Raw genomic sequence first — 15,072 nt, 5'->3', positions numbered from 1 at the left:
AAGGCGGTGACGGAGTACGTGGAGCTCAAGGGCCGCTCGCACTACACCGTGGCGCAGCCGGGCTGGGAGGCCGTCGCGGACCTCGCCCTCAACTGGGCCACCGAGCACGCCACCGTCCGGAGCTGAGCATGGCGCGGCCCCCAGCGCCCCGGTCCTCGCCGAGCAGAGGGCCGGGACGCGCGAGCGGCCCGCCAGGAGGAAGGCAGCAATGACAGACGGTGGCCTGGCTAGGGCGCCTTGGAGACCGCCAGGACGAATCGTGCATAGCCGAGTTCCGCCGCGTTCTTCATCAATTCGAGCGAGGCCCAGGCCACGATGTCTCCGAAGGGCTTGCCCTGCAGCGGCCAGCGCGTGCGCTCCGTCGAGCGCAGGTCTTCATCGCCGAGTCGTTCGATGTGGGCCCGCCATTCTCCGTGCAGTCGATGGACCCACTCGCGCACGCCGTCGGCGGTGCCGGGCCAGTACACGGCCTCTTTGGTCAGGGTCGCATCCGCGAACGAGTGGTTGAGCACCATCGACCACCAGAAGCCCAGATGCCACGTCAACCAGGCGACGCTCGCGGGCCCCAAGTCATAGCCCTCGTGTTCGGGCCAGTCCGCGCGCCAGTGTCCGTCCGCGCCTTGTTGAACGTGAAGGCCCACCCGGCCCGGGCGGCGCAGGCACTCCTCCGTGGTCAATCCCTCGAGATGGTACTGGGTGAGCGCCCAGGCGATGTCGAGCTGCCCGAGGAGGGTGTCTCTGACGGGATGGGTCATGGACCCCACGCTAGAGGGCGCCCCCAGGCGCCGTCCATGGCGCGTGGCGCGCGTCAAGTCACCCACGTTCCGGGACGTCACGTGCCCCTGCTCGTGGAGCCGAGCGCCCAGCCATGCCCGCGAAGCCCGCGCGGCCTGCGGCGCAGGGCCCCTCCCGCGGTTAGACTGCCGCCAATGAACTCCAGTCCATCCAGCCGCTCGGCCATCGTCGTGGCGGAGCTGGGGCCGACGAACACTGGAAAGACCCACCGGGCCATCGAGCGCATGCTCGAGCACGACACGGGGATGATGGGGTTGCCACTTCGCCTGCTCGCCCGCGAGGTCTACGACCGGGTGACCGCCCGGGTGGGCGAGGGGCGGGTGGCCCTGATGACAGGGGAGGAGAAGCGGCTGCCTCCGCGCCCCGACTACTGGATTTGCACCGTCGAGGCGATGCCTCTGGACCGCACGGTCGACTTCCTCGCGGTGGACGAAATCCAGCTCGCCGCCCACCGTGAGCGCGGGCACGTCTTCACGGACCGTCTGCTGCATGCGCGAGGGCGCAAGGAGACCTGGTTCCTGGGCGCGGACACGATGCGGCCGATGCTCCAGTCGCTCATCCCCCACGCCTCGGTGAAGCGCGCCACGCGCCTGTCCCAGTTGCGCTACTCCGGGCGGCGCTCCCTGAAGAGCCTGCCTCCGCGCTCGGCCGTGGTCGCGTTCTCCGCGGACCGGGTGTACGAGCTGGCCGAGTCGCTTCGGCGCCTGCGCGGCGGGGTCGCCGTGGTGCTGGGGGCGCTGTCGCCCCGGACGCGCAATGCCCAGGTGGCGATGTATCAGTCCGGCGAGGTTCAGTACCTCGTGGCCACGGATGCCATCGGCATGGGGTTGAACCTGGACCTCAACCACGTGGCCTTCGCGGCGCTGTCCAAGTACGACGGCGCCGAGCAGCGAGACCTCTTCTCGGATGAGCTGGCGCAGATCGCCGGCCGCGCGGGCCGTCACCTCAACGACGGCAGCTTTGGCACCCTGAACACGCTGTCCGAGCTGTCCCCCCGGGTGGTCTCCTCCATCGAGTCACACCAGTTCCCCGCCGTGCGCAGCCTCATCTGGCGCAACGCCGAGCTGGACTTCGCGAGCCCGGAGGCGCTGCTGGACTCGTTGACCCGGGCACCCCGCCACAACGCCTTCATCCGGGTGGAGCGCGCGGATGACTTCGATGCGCTGAAGGACCTCTCCCAGGTCCCCGCCGTCCGGGACGTGGTGACGGACCGCGCGGGCGTCGAGCTCTTGTGGCAGGTCTGCCAGATTCCCGACTTCCGCAAGGGCCTCTTCGGCCAGCACGTCGGGCTGCTGCGGGAGACGTTCCTCCAACTCGCCGAGGGCGATGGGACGTTGGACGCGACGTGGCTCGGCAAGCAGGTGTCACCGCTCGACGACGTCTCGGGGGACCTCCACACGTTGATGGACCGGCTCGCCGCCATCCGCATCTGGACGTACATCAGTCATCGCTCGTCATGGTTGCATGACGCCGAGCAGTGGCAGGAGCGCACGCGCCACATCGAGGATGCGCTGGGGGATGCCCTGCATGAGCGACTCGTCGAGCGCTTCGTGCAGCGGGCCGCGCGCAGGAGCGCACGGCGCTTCGTGAGGGCCACGGCGCCTGTCGCCGGGAGCGGCTCCGACAGTCCCTTCGCCAAGCTGGGGCTCCTCCTGGGCGAGGTGGCGGGGGCGGACGGCCCGGCGCTGACGGAGGAGCAGTTCGTCCAGCGCGTCGTTGATGCGACGCATGAGGCCTTCGAGGTGGATGCGTTGGGAAGCATCTCGTTCGAGGGGCAGCCGCTGGCGCGACTGGTGCGCGGCACGGACCGGCGCTCGCCGCAGTTGGCCCTGGCGGAGCCGGAGGTCTGGACGGGGGGCGCGCGGCGGCGGCTCGAGCGGCGGCTGAACGCCCTGGCGAGGGACCTGGTCACCGAGGCGATGGGAGGTTTTCCCGCCGAGTCCCTCACTGGCGCGGGGCGCTCCGCGGTGACGCGGGGACTCTCCTACCGCCTGGCGGAAGGGGTGGGAGTGATTACCCAGGGCGAGGCCCGGGAGCAGTGGGGGCTGATGGACGGGGAGTCGCGAGAGCGCTTGAGGACGCTGGGCGTTCGCGAGGGGCGACGCTATTTCTACGTGGCCAACGCCCTGTCGCCTCCGGCGATGGAGCGGCGCTGCATGCTGACGGCGCTGTTTCTCCAGAAGCCCGCACCCAAGGGGGTGCCGAGTGAAGTTTCGCTCGAGGCGTCTGTGTTCGGCGCGAGGGAGGCGCGAGCCTTCGGGTACGAGGTGCTGGGCTCCGTGGCGTTGCGAATCGATGTCGTCGAGCGGCTCGCCGAGGCGCTGCGTCATCCGTCCGGCGCGCGGCAGGCGCAGACGCTCATGCAGGAGCTGAGGCTGGAGGCCGGCGCGCGCGCGGTGGTGCTCCGGGAATTGGGGGGGCCGTCGGGGAGCGCCGCGATGAAGCGCCGCCGCCGTCGCCGTCGAGGGAGCCAGAACTCCCCCGCAGTGAAACAGGCTGCGGGCTTGCATCCCTCCTCCCGGGAGAGCGGCACGGGTGCGCGGGGAGCCCCGGGCGGACCCAAGCCGGAGTGAGGGCTGGCGACGGGTGCTGTTCATTGAGGCTGTTGGATTGAATTGAGCTGGGATTGCGGGACCTGTCCTCGGACGAAGGTACGATGCCCGTGTTGAGTCGTGCGGGTGGCGCTTGGGGGATGGGTTGAATCATCGCAATCACTTCCCGCAAATGCATATCGCTCGCATAAGTCAGACAAGTTCACCCGCGAGCGAGGGAGTCCCATGTCCAGCCAGATCAGTCGTCGTGCGCAGTCAATCCCTTGCTTCCTTGTTCTCACATTCGGAGTCGTCCTCTTCGCCAGTCCAGCGAGCGCGCAGCTCGTGGCCCTGGAGTGCCCTGGCACCATCGCGGCGACGTACAATCCAGGCATCAAGCTCGAAGCCCAGGCCATCTCCGCGACGGCGATGGGAAGCTTCGGGCCCTGCGTCGGTGTGCCGCTGACCTTGCCCTCCGGTACCTTCACCGCCACTGGCGGCGGCACCTTGAGCTGTGTGACGGGAGATTCAACCTTCGATGCGGTCATCAACTGGAATGACAACTCCACGAGCAACGCGTCCGTCACCGCCACCATCGACGTACGCCCCGGGGGCGCGGTCGTCGTCTATACGGGGACGCTGAGCAGTGGGAAGTTCAGCGGCGCGACCATTGTCATCACCGTGGCCCTCCTCACGACGGACCTCGACAACTGTCTCACCGCGCAAGGCGTGACATTCACCAGTGGCGCGGGCACCATCACCTTCGCCAAGGTCCTGTGACGGCTCGCCCCGGCACGGGTCCAAGCCCGTGCCGGGGCGGCATGCGCCTGACGTGAGGGGCTCAGCGCAGCGCTGGCAGCACCCGCGCGGCGAAGGCGTCGATGAACGGCTCCTGCCAGCGATTGACGTTGTGCAGGTAGAGGTGACTGAACCCGAGCGCCACGTCCTGGGAGAGCCAGTCCACGTGGCGCTGGAGGCTGGAGGCCACTCGCACGTGGCCCTCCAAATCCCTGGGCTGCACCGTGCGCGCAAGCTCCTCGAACTGGGAGGGGCGGCGCAGGTCCGTGAGCACGGAGCTGGCGAAGATGTTCGGAGCCCACTGCTCCATGGCGCCCTGGAGCGCGGCCTGCTCGTCCTCGGCCCACGACAGCTGCACCTTGAGGAACATGGGCTTGCCCTCGCCGCCTCCGCGATGAAAGGCCTCCACCATCTTCCGCAGCTCCTCGGGAGGCTTGCTCACGGTGATGAGGCCATCCGCCCAGCTCCCCACCCACTCCGCCGTCTGGGGAGTGATGGCCGCGCCCACCAGCAGGGGCGCCTGGGCCGGGCGTGAGTAGAGCTTCGCCTCCTCCACCCGGACGAGTCCTCGGTGCGTCACCGTCTCTCCCCGGAAGAGGGCGCGCATCACGTCCACGCACTCGCGCAGCCGGGCGTTGCGCACATCCTTCGGCGGCCAGGGCTCCCCCGTCACGCCTTCGTTGACGAGCTGCCCGCTGCCCAGCGCCGCCCAGGCGCGTCCTGGGAACATCTCCGTGAGCGTCCCCAGTGCCTGCGCGATGATGGCGGGGTGGTAGCGCTGTCCCGGTGCGTTCACCACGCCCAGGCTCGTCAGCTTCGTGGTGGCCAGGGCCGCGCCCATCCAGCTCCAGGCGAAGCCGCTGTGTCCTTGTGCCTCGCTCCATGGGTGGAAGTGGTCGGAGTTGAGCGCCGCCGTGAAGCCCGCCGCGTTCGCGCGCTGTACCAGTCGAAGCAGTTCGCTGGGAGGAATCTGCTCGTGGGAGGCGTGGTAGCCGAGCGTGAGCATGCGCGCGCACGTTGGTGTCGCCTTCTTGGTTTCGCGAGTCCACCTGATGACCAAGTGTGCGCTGTCGCACGCATGTGTCACGTCGTGGCGGCGCCTCTGCCTCGGCATCCCCACCCTGCACGCAGGGAGACGGATGATTCAGGACCTCTGGTACAAGAACGCGGTCATCTACTGCCTGGACGTCGAGACGTTCATGGACGGAAACGGCGACGGCGTGGGCGACTTCATCGGCCTCCAGCGTCGCCTGGACTATCTGGCCGGCCTGGGTGTCACCTGTCTGTGGTTGATGCCCTTCCACCCGACGCCCAACCGCGACAACGGCTACGACATCACCGACCACTATGGCGTGGACCCCCGGCTGGGGACCCCCGGTGACTTCGTGGAGTTCACGCACCAGGCGAAGCAGCGCGGGATGCGCGTCATCATCGACCTGGTCGTCAACCACACCAGCGACAGGCACCCGTGGTTCCTGGACGCGTGCAAGGGCCGCGACAGCCGCTTCCATGACTTCTACGTGTGGTCCGACAAGAAGCCCCGCGACGCGCATGAGGGCATGGTCTTCCCCGGCTCGCAGAGCACCACCTGGACGCAGGTCCCCGCGGTGAAGCGCTGGTACTTCCACCGCTTCTTTCCCTTCCAGCCGGAGCTCAACGTCGCCAACCCCGCCGTGCGCGAGGAGCTGCTCAAGGTGATGGGCTTCTGGCTGGAGCTGGGCGTGTCCGGCTTCCGCGTGGACGCGGTTCCCTTCCTCGTGGAGCTCAAGGGGACGAAGGACCACGGGAACAAGGACCCGTACGCGCTGCTCAGCCGGATGAGGGAGTTCCTCTCGTGGCGCAGCGGGGATGCCATTCTCCTGGCGGAAGCCAATGTCACCATGGACGAGGTGATGAACTTCTACGGCAAGGAGGGAGACCGGATGCAGATGGTCTTCAACTTCGCCGCCAACCAGAACTTCTTCCTCTCGCTGGTGACGGAGGACGCGACGCCGCTGGTGGAGGCGCTGCGCTCCGCGCCCCGGCTGCCCCACCTGGCGCAGTGGGCGAACTTCCTGCGCAACCACGACGAGCTGGACCTGGGGCGGCTGCCAGCGGCGGCGCGCAAGCGCGTCTTCGCGGAGCTGGGCCCGGAGCCGAGGATGCAGTTGTATGGGCGGGGACTGCGCAGGCGGCTTGCCCCCATGCTCGCGGCGGACCGTCGCCGGCTGGAGCTGTCGTTCAGCCTGATGCTCTCGCTGCCGGGCACTCCGGTGCTCTGGTACGGAGACGAGCTGGGCATGGGCGAGGACCTGTCCCTGCACGAGCGGCAGAGCGTGCGAACGCCCATGCAGTGGTCCAACGAGCCCCATGGGGGCTTCACCCGGGCGCCGGAGCCCTTCCGCCCGGTGGTGGCCAGGGCGCCCTTTGGTTTCCCCCAGGTGAATGTCGAGCAACAGCGCAGGGACCCGTCCTCGCTGCTCAACTGGATGGAGCGCATGGTGCGCATGCGCAAGGAGTGCCCGGAGTTGGGCTGGGGCGCGTGGAAGCTCCTGCGTGTGAGGCCTCCGCACGTCCTCGCGCTGCGCTACGACTGGAAGGGCGAGACGCTGGTGATGCTGCACAACCTGTCTGGCAAGGCGTGCGAGGTGGGCTTCTCGCCCGGTGGGCCTCCGGCGCGGCTGGTGCATCTCCTGTCGGAGGCGCACTCCGCGCCGGGCAAGGCAGGGCGGCATCGGGTGACGCTGGAGGGGTACGGCTACCGGTGGTTCCGGATGGAGCCCCGCGCCATGCCCGCCGCCACGGCTTGAGCGCTCGCGGCGCGTACCTGCCTGGGACGGCGCCGCGCTAGGCTGCCACCCATGCTGACGGGTGGTGGGTCGAGGATTCTCGCGGGAGTCGGAGTCGTGGGCGCGGTGGGCTTCCTCCTCGCGATGGACACGGGGCGCCCCGAGGTCCGGCTGATGACGAAGGCGGTGCCCATGCTCTGCCTGCTCCTGTGGCAGTGGCCCCCTCGGGAGCGTTATGCCCGCTGGGTCTTCGCGGGCCTGGGGCTGTCGCTGCTCGGCGACGTGTTGCTGGACCTGGGGCCGGAGTTCTTCCTGCCCGGCCTGGGCGCCTTCCTGTTGGCCCACGTGAGCTACACCGCCGCGTACCTCACCGTGACGCGCGGGCTCCAGTGGGTGAGGGCGCTGCCCTTCCTGCTCCTGGCCGTGAGCGCCAGCGTGTTCCTGTGGCCCGGCCTGGGGGACATGGCGCTCCCCGTGACAGTCTATGTCGCCGTCATCTGCACGATGACTTGGCGCGCGGCGGCGATGCTGGGCACGCCCGGCCTGTCACGCCTGGAGCAGCGGGCCGCGTTCGCCGGAGCGCTGCTGTTCGCCGTCAGTGACGGACTGCTCGCCATCAGGCTCTTCGTGCAGCCCGTGCCCGGCGCTGGTTACGCCATCATGTTGCTGTACTGGGCCGCGCAGCTCAGCATCGCCGTCTCCGCTCGCGGGCCGCGCGCCCACCCCGCGAGCGCCGGGCACTCCCTGGCTTGAGGGGGCCCGCGCGGTGGCGGGCGCCCCTTGCCGCACCTGTCAGTGGCGGGTTTCCTTGGGCGCGCTGAACGAGCGCAGGAACTCGATGAGCAGCCGCGCGCCGTAGCCCGTTGCCCCCTTGGAGCGCCACGCCTTGTCGCTGTCGATTCGCGACGTCCCCGCCATGTCGATGTGCGCCCAGGGAATGCCGTCGACGAACTCCTCCAGGAACAGGCCCGCGGTGATTTGACCCGCGTTCACCCCGCCGATGTTCTTGAGGTCCGCGACCTCTGAATCGAGCTCGCCCCGCAGGCGCTTGTCGAGCGGGAACTGCCACACCGTCTCGTCGGACTTCTCGGCCGCCGCGCGCACCTGGTCGACGATGCCCTGATGGTTGCCCATGACCCCGGCGTTGTCGTTGCCCAGGGCCCGCTCACAGGCTCCGGTGAGCGTGGCGATGTCGAGGATGGCATCGGGGGCCGGCTTCTCCTCCGTCGCGAGGACCAGGCCGTCCATCATCACCAGCCGGCCCTCGGCGTCGGTGTTCAGGACCTCGATGGTCTTCCCGCCCCGGGCCGTCAGGACGTCGCCGAGCCGCATTGCCTTGCCTCCCGGCATGTTGTCCGTGCACATGAGATACCCGGTGACGGAGGCCTTGACGCCGAGCGCGGACAAGGTGGACATGGCGGCAAGGATGGCCGCCGCGCCGGACATGTCTGTCTTCATCGCGGCGTGGACCAGATCGTTGGGCTTCAGGCCGAGTCCGCCCGAGTCATACATGATGCCCTTGCCAATCAACGACACGCGGCCGAGGGGCTCGAGGGCCTTGCCTCGCTCGTCTTTCGGCCGGTACGAGAGCTTGATGAGGCGCGGAGGCTCCGCGCTCCCGGCATTCACCCCGAGCATGCCGCCGCAGCCCATCTTCGCGAGGGCCTTCTCGTCGAAGACCTCGATGTCCAGCCCCGACGCGGCCGCCACCACGCGGGCAATCTCCTCCACGCGGCGCGCGGTGAGGAGCGTGGCCGGCGCGTTGGCGAGGTCTCGGGCCAGCTCGGTGGCCCGGGCCGTGATTCGGCCACGCTCGACGCCGCGCTTCACCTCTTCGAGGGGCAGCGACGACGTCAGCAGCGTAAGGGCCTCCAGGGGCGGCTCCTGCTGGGACGTGCGCTTGAGCGGGCGATAGCGATAGCGCGCCAGGAGGACTCCCTCGACGACCGCCTGCGCGGCGACGTCGGGCGCGATGCCGCCGAGGTCCGGCAGCGTGAAGCCGAGGTGGACGTAATGGCCCGCCGCCCGTGCGAAGGTCGCCGCGGCATCGCGCAGGGACGCGAGGTCACTGTCTGCCTTTTCTCCGATGCCGACGACGACGAGCGCCGAACCCTCCGCGCGTGGAATGACGAGGGACTGGCCGACCTTGCCCGTAAAGCCAGCCGCCTTGAGCTGGGCCCGGTTGAGCCCCAGCTCACGGGGGACCTCCCCATCGACTCCGACAGGGATGCCCAGGACGCCCGCCTCTTTGGGCAGGGCCCGTGAGACCTGGAGCGTGGTGGCCTCGAGCTCATCCACGGAAGGCGCGGGATGGAAGTCAGACACTGCTTCCGCATGGTACGTTGGAAACGTCATCGTCATGGCTCTGTCCTCGGGCGCTGTGCCAGCGCGGCGCTGACTGTCGAACTCGCGAAAATGTAGTCACGCGATATCCGGCGCGGTCATGCCCGCTGTCGAAGACAAGCCCCTCGTCGACTGGCCGCCAGAGAGCGGCCTGCCTCAGGCGTCGGGGCTCGACCTGAACAGGCTCAAGCCGAGCCGCTGTGACAGGAAGCGCGCGGCGAGCTGCCCCTGGACGCTGTTGCCCGCGGCGTCGAGCCGTGGGGCGAACGTGCCCAACCCACCCTTGCCCGGCGCGACGGTGACGATTCCGCCGCCAATGCCACTCTTGCCGGGAGTGCCCACGTCATAGAGCCAGTCTCCCGAGGTCTCATACATCCCCGCCGTGGCCATCACCGCGAGCGCGTGGTGGCAGACCTCCGCGTCGACCACCCGGGCCCGGGTCACCGGGTTGACGCCTCCGTCCGCGAGCGTGGCCCCCATCACCGCGAGGTCCCTGGCGGTCACCGCGAGCGAGCACTGACGCGTGTAGAGCTCCGTCGTGAGGGAGGGCTCTGTCTCCAGGCGGCCCAGGCCATGCAGCAGCCAGGCGAGCCCCTGGTTGCGGTGGTGTGTCTTCGTCGCGGAGACATACACCTCCTCGTCGAGCACGAGGGGCCTGCCGGCGAAGCGTGACAACCCCTCGTGGATGAACCGCCACCGGGCCTCGGGGCTGGTGCCCGGCACCAGGCTCGTCGTCGCGAGCGCTCCTGAGTTCACCATGGGGTTGGTGCGCCCGTCCGGGCTCTGGTCTATCGCCATGGCCGAGTTGAACGGCAGGCCGGTGGCATTGACCCCCAGCTTGCGCCGCGCCACCTCCGGGCCCAGCGCCTGGCAGACGAGGGCGAAGACGAACGGCTTGGACACACTCATGAGGGTGAACGGGTGGTCCACGTCGCCCGCTCCGTGGCTGCTGCCGTTGATGCCGGCGACGCACACGCCGAAGAGGCGGGGGTCCACCCTCGCCAGCGCGGGGTAGACCTGGGAGCACGCTCCCTCCGTGTTCTCTCGATGGCGTCGGTGCGCCTCGATGACCAGCTCCCCGACTCGCTCCGAAGAGGGGAGGTGTCCGGTGGAGATGAAGGCCGCCTCGTCTGCCGTGTCCATGCGTGGCGGCCCTCCTGCTCGGAGTGGAGAGGCGAGGCGTTGCTCGCCTCGTCGGTCATCGGTCCCCTGGCGTTGGCTTCGCTGGAAGGGTTCGGTCGCGAGGGGTGGTTGTCAATGCCGCGGGCAGGCCTACTGCGCCTCGAGCATCAGGAAGCTGAAGTCCGCCGTCCCACTGCCGCTCGCCTTGGGGGCGTTGGAGTGGCAGCCCATGCAGGACGCGGTCGGCTGGATGAAGGTCTCCATCGTCGTGTTGGCGAGCACTGGCGGCGTTCCCTGGGGCGCTCCACCCGTGGCCCACTGGGTGCTGATGAGCTGGTAGTTGGCCCAGACGGAACCCTTGAGCAGCCCCCGGTAATACGCATTCAGGCTGGGGTCGGCCTGGATGGGCGTGGTGCGAGTCACCTGCACCGGCGCGTTGAGCGGCCCGCCGTCCGGAGCGAGCTCCGTGTACGGCTGGGTCGCCGTCTGCTGGTTGGGCTGGCAGTTCGTCGTGCAGTGCGGGTTGAAGAAGGACGACGTCGTGTTGTCCACCTGCTCGAAGGTGGACCAGAACCACTTCGCCTGGCTGGCCGTCTTGTGGATGATGTGCAGTCCCACCAGTCCCACGGTGACGGGGTTGGCTCCGGGACTCGGGGCGCCCGACTCGTCGTTGAGGACCCACGCCTTGCGCATGTAGAAGCGCTTTCCGGCGACCTCCTGCGCGGACAACACCTTCCACGCCGCCTTGACCTCCATGGCGCCCACTGGACCGCAGGGTTTGCCATTGCAGGGCCCGGGGTTCTGGGTGGGACCGGTGGGGAAGGAGATGGTGGCGCTCGTCTGACCCGCCGCGTTCCAGAGGTTGTTGGTGATGAGGTAGTTGTACTCGTCCTGGTTCAGTCGCTTCTCGTAGCGCACGAACCGGCCGTTCTGGTCCGTCAGGGGTCCGCCGACGGCCTGCTTGATGTCGGGGAACCTCTCGATGACGATGGCGGACGCCTTGGAGTCACTCACGAGCAGCTTGTCCACGTTCGCGTTGACGGCCTCGAGTCGGCCGGCCTCGGTCAGCTTCGTCAGCCGCCGCAGCTTCGTCTCCAGGGCCGCCGGCGTGTTGAACGTGCACCAGGCGCCGGGCTTGCTCCCGGGTGGCACGAAGATGTCGGTGTCCTCCGGGTAGGTCTCCCAGACGGTCGGCCCCTGTCCCGTGAGGATGCTGACCTGGGTGTTGGGCGCGCACGCGGACGTCGTCGCCGGCCAGTTGAGCGCGATGAAGGTGTTCCACGAGTAGACGTCCACGTCGGACTGGAACTCGCCGAAGCGAGGGCACGCGTCCACTGGCACCACCGACTGCGCGGGGGTGATGGCCGTGGCGCACGTGGAGCCGGGACAGGTGGGGTCCGGGTTGCACCCCGGCGGGAGTGCCTGGGCGGACGGAGTGTCCGTCGAGCCCACCGGAGAGGATGAGGGCGAAGTGGTGGCACAGGCGACGATGACGGCTCCGGCGAGGACACCGCCCACCGTCAGCCGACGCAGGAAAGTGTGAGAGACGCTCATGGACGACCCAGGGGTAAGAGGGGACGACTGCGACGCTGCCCGTGCAAGGCGAGGGCCCCTGGCCAGGAGTGGCTGCAACCTCCCGGAAAGAGGAACGAGCCCCACCGGGCCCGCATCCACCCGCGTCGTGTGCGGACGCTGGTGCGTTGGTGCATCACGCAGCCAGGCGCGCCAGGGTGCCCGTGGGAAGCACCCCGCGCCAGCCAGGGGGAGGGGAGGGGTGCTCGATTCAAGACACCGTGCGGGTGCATGGGTTCAGCGCGGTGGGGCTTTCGCGCGGCGGGGTGGGCCCTTGATGATGTGGCCATGCCCCGCCGCCCCGCGCTTCCCGTCGTGCTGCTGCTCTCGTTGTCGTCCGCCCTCCTGCTGGGCGCGGCGCCTCCCGCCGCGACGGGGGCGGCGAGCTCCGCTCCGGTGACGCTCCGGTGGAAGGTGCCGCCGGAGTCGTTGGGCTACGCGTACACGACGGAGGACACGGACCCCCAGGGCGGCCGGATGCGCGTGGACCTCTCCAGCCTCAAGCTGCAGGGCGTCTCCGCGGGCAAGCGTCGGCAGCTCTTCACGATTCAGCAGCCCACGCAGTCAGAGATGGTGCTGGTGCTCACGCCAAAGCCCTCGGGCGACGTGGCCGCCAAGGTGGTGGTGACGCGGATGGACATGCCCAAGGCCAGGCGCCCGTCGAAGCAGGACCAGGCGATGGCGAAGGCGATGAAGTCCATGGAGGGCACGGTGCAGTTGCGTGGGAGTCTGATGCCCTCGGGGTTGGTGACCAGCGACCTCAAGCGAGAGCAGCGCAACCTGCTGGCGTTCATGGTGGAGCTGCCCACAAAGCCGGTCTCCGTGGGGGAGGTGTGGACCCACAGCGCGGACCTCCTGAAGATGGGCGGCCGGTGGCAGGGCGAGCATGAAGTCCTCAACCGCGTGGAGCTGGTGGCGCTGGAGCGCGAGGCGGAGGGGCGCACGGTGGCCGTCATCGACTTCACGCTCGCGGAGCGGCACGACGGCAAGTTCGAGCACCCCGACCCGTCGAAGTCGATGCCTGGGATGATGGAGATGTCCTATGTGGCGCGGGGCGAGTTCCTCGTCGAGGAAGGCCGCTGGAGGCGCATCGCCGGTCAGATGTCCACGCTCTCCAAGGGCCTGATGACAGGCAACACCGCGCAGCGGTTTGTCATGGTGCCGCTCGCGCCCATTCCCGCCGAGGTCCTCGCCGCCGAGTGACACGTGGGGGCCGGGGTTCTCCCAACCCAGGGGCCGCGAGGTCATTACCCACTCCGTGGGCAGGTGAGAGGCGTTGCCCTAGAATCCCGGGTTCTCCTCGTTGAAGTGAGGCTGTCTCCTGGACCTGGCAACGCTGAACAAGCTGCTCTCGGTGGGTGTGCAGAATGGCGCATCGGACATCCACTTCCGCCCGGGTGACCCGCCCATCTACCGGGTGAACGGCGCATTGCGCCCCCTGAAGATGGACAAGCTTCAGGCGGACCACACCAAGCAGGTGGCGTTCCACGTCATCACGGACCCCTCCATCAAGAAGCAATTGGACACGCTTCAGGAGTGCGACGCGTCCTACAGCCTGCCGGGGGTCGCGCGCTTCCGGGTGAACATCTACCGTCAGCGGGGCTCGCTGGCGTGCATCCTGCGCATCATCCCGGATGAAATCCCTACCATCGACGGGCTGGGCCTGCCGCAGGTGCTCAAGACGATTGCGAGCAACGAGCGAGGGTTGGTGTTGGTGACGGGCGCGACGGGCTCCGGGAAGAGTTCCACGCTGGCATCCATGATTGACCACATCAATCGCACGGAGAACCTGCACGTCCTCACCATCGAGGACCCCATCGAGTTCATCTACAAGAACATCAAGTCGTCCATCTCCCAGCGCGAGATTGGCTCGGACACGACGAGCTTCGCGGTGGCGCTGAGAGGGGCGCTGCGCCAGGACCCGGATGTCATCCTGGTGGGGGAGATGCGGGACACGGAGACCATCGACATCGCGCTCAAGGCGGCGGAGACGGGCCACCTGGTGCTCTCCACGGTGCACACGACGGATGCCTCGCGCACCATCAACCGATTGGTGTCCGTGTTCCCCGCCGAGGAGCAGACGATGGTGCGCATGCGGCTGGCGGACTGTCTGAAGGCGACGGTGTCCCAGCGGCTCCTGCCCCGGGCCAGCGGCAAGGGGCGCACGGTGGCGCTGGAAATCATGGTGCAGACGAAGACGGTGGAGCAGTACATCCGGGATGACCGCGCCAACGAGCTGAAGGACGTCATCGAGAAGGGCCGCGACATGTTCGGCATGCAGTCCTTCGACCAGCACCTGACACAGCTCTACCGCGAGGGGCTCATCACCCTCGAGACCGCCCAGGGCGCCGCCTCCAACCCGGCTGACTTCCAGCGCGCGCTCGAGTTCGATTGAGCCCTGGGCGCGGCCCGTCCCGTCCGAGCCGTCCGTTTCCGCTCGAGAGGGTCAGAGGGTGCAGTTCTGGTTGCCCGTCAGGGACTCGTTCGTCGCGCTGATACAGGAGCACGGACGACTCCCACGGCACTTGAACGAGTTGGACGCCTCGCACAGGTCGCTCACGCGCTTCCAGCGCCTGACGGACTGGTCGACATCGTCATACCGGGTGAAGAGCTCATCCCCACGGACCGCGAAGGTGAAGATGTCCTGGTTGGACTCCAGCGAGCTCTCGCCCGAGGCGTCGCAGGAGGTGGCCCTCGTCATCACCAGCTTTCCGTCCGCTACCTTCCAGGTCCCCAGCGTGTTGTCCCAGACCTGCTCCAGGTGGATGAAGGAGCTTCCCTTGATGAGCATGGCTTCGGTGGACCGAGCACCGAGGCCCTGCTCGAGGCGATAGAGGCCGTCCGGAAGGGTTCCTCCGGTGAGCGCCGGCGCGTTCGTCACCTCGGTGTCGTCCACGCTCATGTTCGAGCACCAGCTCACGGCATGGCACTGGAGCGCGCCCCCCTCCTCTTCCTTTTCATGGGAGTCGCCACATGCCGTGGCGAGGAGGGACAGCGAGAGGGACAGTGACAGGGCACGCAGCATCTTCTTCATCGGGTCCTCCTGCATCAAGTCGGTGGGGAACCAACCCCCGACAGGAGGAGACAGGCCGGAGCCCGCTGTTGCGGAAAATCGACGGGCCCCTTCTCGCCGTGGGTGGCTC

At 68.5% G+C, this 15,072-nt stretch carries 12 protein-coding genes; 6 read left to right on the top strand and 6 right to left on the bottom strand.

The genetic code is table 11. The annotated features are described in order from the left end of the window. Positions 1-227: 227 nt before the first annotated feature. The gene (locus HUA75_RS39395) at positions 228-755 is read right to left on the bottom strand and encodes a DinB family protein (protein ID WP_174463332.1); all 528 of its coding nucleotides are present in this window, start codon (positions 753-755) and stop codon (positions 228-230) included. Between the two features lie 174 nt (positions 756-929). Between HUA75_RS39395 and HUA75_RS39390 the strand changes: the two genes are divergently transcribed. Together HUA75_RS39390 and HUA75_RS39385 are read left to right on the top strand one after the other, a co-directional pair. Beyond that, positions 930-3,368 (top strand): helicase-related protein, encoded by a 2,439-nt coding sequence (locus HUA75_RS39390; protein ID WP_174489392.1) that lies wholly within the window; start codon positions 930-932, stop codon positions 3,366-3,368. A 303-nt stretch (positions 3,369-3,671) separates the two neighbouring features. Then, positions 3,672-4,106 (top strand): hypothetical protein, encoded by a 435-nt coding sequence (locus tag HUA75_RS39385; RefSeq protein WP_141648631.1) that lies wholly within the window; start codon positions 3,672-3,674, stop codon positions 4,104-4,106. A 61-nt stretch (positions 4,107-4,167) separates the two neighbouring features. On the opposite strand, the gene HUA75_RS39380 is transcribed toward HUA75_RS39385, so the two are convergent. Further along, positions 4,168-5,130: a TIGR03885 family FMN-dependent LLM class oxidoreductase gene (locus tag HUA75_RS39380; RefSeq protein WP_174489391.1), complete on the bottom strand. Its 963-nt coding sequence runs from the start codon at positions 5,128-5,130 to the stop codon at positions 4,168-4,170. 133 nt (positions 5,131-5,263) lie between these two features. On the opposite strand from HUA75_RS39380, the gene HUA75_RS39375 reads away from it, so the two are divergent. Beyond that, positions 5,264-6,913 (top strand): alpha-amylase family protein, encoded by a 1,650-nt coding sequence (locus HUA75_RS39375; RefSeq protein WP_174489390.1) that lies wholly within the window; start codon positions 5,264-5,266, stop codon positions 6,911-6,913. A 51-nt stretch (positions 6,914-6,964) separates the two neighbouring features. After that, positions 6,965-7,645 carry a lysoplasmalogenase gene (locus tag HUA75_RS39370; RefSeq protein WP_174489389.1) on the top strand — a complete coding sequence of 227 codons (681 nt, stop codon included), beginning with the start codon at positions 6,965-6,967 and terminating at the stop codon, positions 7,643-7,645. Between the two features lie 39 nt (positions 7,646-7,684). On the opposite strand, the gene HUA75_RS39365 is transcribed toward HUA75_RS39370, so the two are convergent. From HUA75_RS39365 to HUA75_RS39355, 3 genes are all read right to left on the bottom strand, one after another. Beyond that, a complete protein-coding gene (locus HUA75_RS39365) occupies positions 7,685-9,253 on the bottom strand; it encodes a leucyl aminopeptidase (protein ID WP_254628009.1) in 1,569 nt (522 codons plus the stop codon). Positions 9,254-9,391: 138 nt separating this feature from the next. After that, complete coding sequence (gene glsA, locus HUA75_RS39360) at positions 9,392-10,378, bottom strand: glutaminase A (RefSeq protein WP_174489388.1); 987 nt, start codon at positions 10,376-10,378, stop codon at positions 9,392-9,394. Between the two features lie 129 nt (positions 10,379-10,507). Then, positions 10,508-11,911: a hypothetical protein gene (locus HUA75_RS39355; RefSeq protein ID WP_174489387.1), complete on the bottom strand. Its 1,404-nt coding sequence runs from the start codon at positions 11,909-11,911 to the stop codon at positions 10,508-10,510. Positions 11,912-12,217: 306 nt separating this feature from the next. Here HUA75_RS39355 and HUA75_RS39350 point away from each other — a divergent pair, with 306 nt between their 5' ends. Continuing rightward, the gene (locus HUA75_RS39350; protein ID WP_174489386.1) at positions 12,218-13,132 is read left to right on the top strand and encodes a hypothetical protein; all 915 of its coding nucleotides are present in this window, start codon (positions 12,218-12,220) and stop codon (positions 13,130-13,132) included. 118 nt (positions 13,133-13,250) lie between these two features. Continuing rightward, on the top strand, positions 13,251-14,324 hold the full coding sequence (locus HUA75_RS39345; RefSeq protein ID WP_141646455.1) for a type IV pilus twitching motility protein PilT: 1,074 nt from the start codon (positions 13,251-13,253) through the stop codon (positions 14,322-14,324). Positions 14,325-14,375: 51 nt separating this feature from the next. On the opposite strand, the gene HUA75_RS39340 is transcribed toward HUA75_RS39345, so the two are convergent. Continuing rightward, a complete protein-coding gene (locus HUA75_RS39340) occupies positions 14,376-14,963 on the bottom strand; it encodes a hypothetical protein (protein WP_174489385.1) in 588 nt (195 codons plus the stop codon). Positions 14,964-15,072: the final 109 nt, after the last annotated feature.

It is taken from the genome of Myxococcus sp. CA040A, from assembly GCF_013336725.1.
GTDB classification, from domain to species: Bacteria; Myxococcota; Myxococcia; order Myxococcales; family Myxococcaceae; genus Myxococcus; species Myxococcus llanfairpwllgwyngyllgogerychwyrndrobwllllantysiliogogogochensis.
Note: the sequence above shows the minus strand (reverse complement) of the source record. Positions and strands in the feature narration are given on the sequence as shown.

Excerpts from the sequence above, each read along its gene's own strand:
- HUA75_RS39395 (WP_174463332.1), bottom strand. The coding sequence starts at position 755 with ATGACCCATCCCGTCAGAGACACCCTCCTCGGGCAGCTCGACATCGCC.
- HUA75_RS39390 (WP_174489392.1), top strand. The coding sequence starts at position 930 with ATGAACTCCAGTCCATCCAGCCGCTCGGCCATCGTCGTGGCGGAGCTG.
- HUA75_RS39380 (WP_174489391.1), bottom strand. The coding sequence starts at position 5,130 with ATGCTCACGCTCGGCTACCACGCCTCCCACGAGCAGATTCCTCCCAGC.
- HUA75_RS39375 (WP_174489390.1), top strand. The coding sequence starts at position 5,264 with ATGATTCAGGACCTCTGGTACAAGAACGCGGTCATCTACTGCCTGGAC.
- HUA75_RS39370 (WP_174489389.1), top strand. The coding sequence starts at position 6,965 with ATGCTGACGGGTGGTGGGTCGAGGATTCTCGCGGGAGTCGGAGTCGTG.
- HUA75_RS39365 (WP_254628009.1), bottom strand. The coding sequence starts at position 9,253 with ATGACGATGACGTTTCCAACGTACCATGCGGAAGCAGTGTCTGACTTC.
- glsA (WP_174489388.1), bottom strand. The coding sequence starts at position 10,378 with ATGGACACGGCAGACGAGGCGGCCTTCATCTCCACCGGACACCTCCCC.
- HUA75_RS39355 (WP_174489387.1), bottom strand. The coding sequence starts at position 11,911 with ATGAGCGTCTCTCACACTTTCCTGCGTCGGCTGACGGTGGGCGGTGTC.
- HUA75_RS39350 (WP_174489386.1), top strand. The coding sequence starts at position 12,218 with ATGCCCCGCCGCCCCGCGCTTCCCGTCGTGCTGCTGCTCTCGTTGTCG.
- HUA75_RS39340 (WP_174489385.1), bottom strand. The coding sequence starts at position 14,963 with ATGAAGAAGATGCTGCGTGCCCTGTCACTGTCCCTCTCGCTGTCCCTC.